At 69.6% G+C, this 2,076-nt stretch carries 2 protein-coding genes; both read right to left on the bottom strand.

Annotation, left to right across the window (positions count from 1 at the left end; genetic code table 11):
* Positions 1–108: 108 nt before the first annotated feature.
* On the bottom strand, positions 109–1,341 hold the full coding sequence (locus J5Y10_RS27550) for a CaiB/BaiF CoA transferase family protein (protein WP_245215169.1): 1,233 nt from the start codon (positions 1,339–1,341) through the stop codon (positions 109–111).
* The gene (locus tag J5Y10_RS27545; RefSeq protein ID WP_209377365.1) at positions 1,334–1,942 is read right to left on the bottom strand and encodes a glutathione S-transferase family protein; all 609 of its coding nucleotides are present in this window, start codon (positions 1,940–1,942) and stop codon (positions 1,334–1,336) included. Before J5Y10_RS27545 ends, J5Y10_RS27550 begins: the two co-directional genes overlap by 8 nt.
* Between the last annotated feature and the right edge of the window lie 134 nt (positions 1,943–2,076).

Raw genomic sequence — 2,076 nt, 5'->3', positions numbered from 1 at the left:
GATCACCTGGCCCCGCGGACCGGCAAGAACCGCGTCATGCACCCCGCGCTGCTCGGGCGACATCTCCTCGGGCAAGGGAAGGGGTATGCGGGCCATCAGCGCCTCCTCTCACGTCACGCCGCGCGCGGCAAAACCGGCAATCTCCTCCGCGCCAAAACCCAACTCGGACAGCACCTCCTCGGTGTGCTGGCCCAGGGTGGGCGGGGCGCGGTCGAAGCGCAGCGGGTTCTCCGCGAAGCGCAGCGGGCTCACCACCTGCGGCACGGTGCCTGCCACGGGGTGGGGCAGGTGGCGCAGCATCTCGCGGTGACGGATCTGCGGGTCCTCAAACACCTCGGGCACCGTGTTGATCGGCGCGCAGGGCACCCCGGCCGCATCCAGCGCCGCCATCAGCTCCGCGCGCGGAAAGTCGCGGAAGCGCGCTGCCAGCAGCGGGGTCAGCTCCGGGTTGTTCCGCACGCGCGCGGCGTTCGTCGCGAAGCGCTCGTCTTCCACCCATTCCGGGCGCCCGATCGCCTCGCAAAGCTTGCGGAACTGCCCGTCATTGCCCACCGCGAGAACAAGCGACGCGTCGGCGCAGGGGAACACGTCCTGCGGCTGAATGTTCGGGTGCCGATTGCCACCCCGCTTCGGCGCGCGGCCGGAGAGCAACCAGTTCGTCGCCTGATTCGCCAGGAACGCCGCGCCCACGTCCAGCATGGCGAGGTCGATCGTCTCGCCCACCCCCGTCTCGCCCCGCCGCGCCAGCGCGGCCAGAACGGCGATGCCAGCATACATTCCGGTCATCAGGTCCACGATGGGCACGCCCACCTTCTGCGGGCCTCCGCCGGGCGCGTCGTCACGCTCCCCCGTTACGCTCATCAGACCGCCCATGGCCTGGATGGCGAAGTCATAGGCGGCCTGGTCCGCGCGCGGCCCGTCCTGCCCGAAGCCGGTGACGGAGCAGTAGATCAGCCGCGGGTTCACGGCGCGCAGCGACGCCGCATCCAGCCCGTACTTCGCCAGGGCGCCCGCCTTGAAGTTCTCCAGCACGATGTCGGCGCCTTCGGCCAGCCGGCGGATCACCGCCTGCCCCTCGGGCTTGGCCATGTCCAGCGTCACGCTGCGCTTGCCGCGGTTCACCGCCAGGAAGTAGCCCGCATCCCTGGTCGGCTTCCCCTCCCGGTCCTTCAGGAAGGGCGGGCCCCAGCCCCGCGTGTCGTCGCCCGCGCCCGGCCGCTCCACCTTGATCACATCCGCGCCGAGATCGGCCAGGATCTGCGTGGCCCAGGGCGCCGCCATGATGCGGCTGAGATCGAGCACCCGAACATGGGAGAGCGGGCCCTGGCGCATTTCAGTCATCCACCGCCTCCGTCCCGCGCACGGAAGGCCGCGCAGAGAATTCTTCATGCCACGCCGCGATGGCGGGATGCTCGGCCCGCCAGTCCATGTCGGCGAAACGGAAGTCGAGGTAGGAGAGCGCGCAGCCGATCGCGATATGGCCCACGTCGAATGGCCTCGCGGAAAGGGCAGGGGCCTCGCGCTCCAGCCGGTCCAGCGAGGCGCGGGTCTTCGCCGCGAAGCTGTCCAGCCATTCCGCCGTCTGCCGGTCCGCCGGCTTGTCGCGCTCGTTGCGAAACAGGATGAGCAGGTCCAGGAGTCCATTGCCCAGCGCGTGGCGGGTCAGCGCCTCGAAGCGCGCCGGCTTCGGCGGGAACAGCGCGCCGCCCGCAAGGTCGTCCAGGTACTCGATGATCGTCAGGCTGTCGAACAGCACCGTCCCGTCATCCAGCACCAGCGTCGGGATCTTGCTCAGCGGATTGTCCGGCAGCAGGTCATCATTCGGCTTGCCCATGCGGACCACCGTGCGGACCGTCCGGATGCGGTCCGCCAGCCCGAGCTCATGCGCGGCGATCATCACCTTCCGCACGAAGGGCGAGCGCGGGGACCAGTGCAGTTTCATGGCCAGATCCCTCCTGGCAGCGGCACGGGGCTGGGCATGACGTTCCCCTTCGTTCGTTAGGTCAGTTCTATGCCTTTTATGGGCCGCCCGCCCCCGCGTCCAGCCCGATCCCGCCTACTTCAGCTTGATGTCGA

The sequence above is a fragment of the Roseomonas indoligenes genome (assembly GCF_017813365.1).
GTDB classification, from domain to species: domain Bacteria; phylum Pseudomonadota; class Alphaproteobacteria; order Acetobacterales; family Acetobacteraceae; genus Roseomonas; species Roseomonas indoligenes.
The sequence above is the reverse complement of the archived record's forward strand: the minus strand, read 5'-3'. Positions and strand labels throughout refer to the sequence as shown.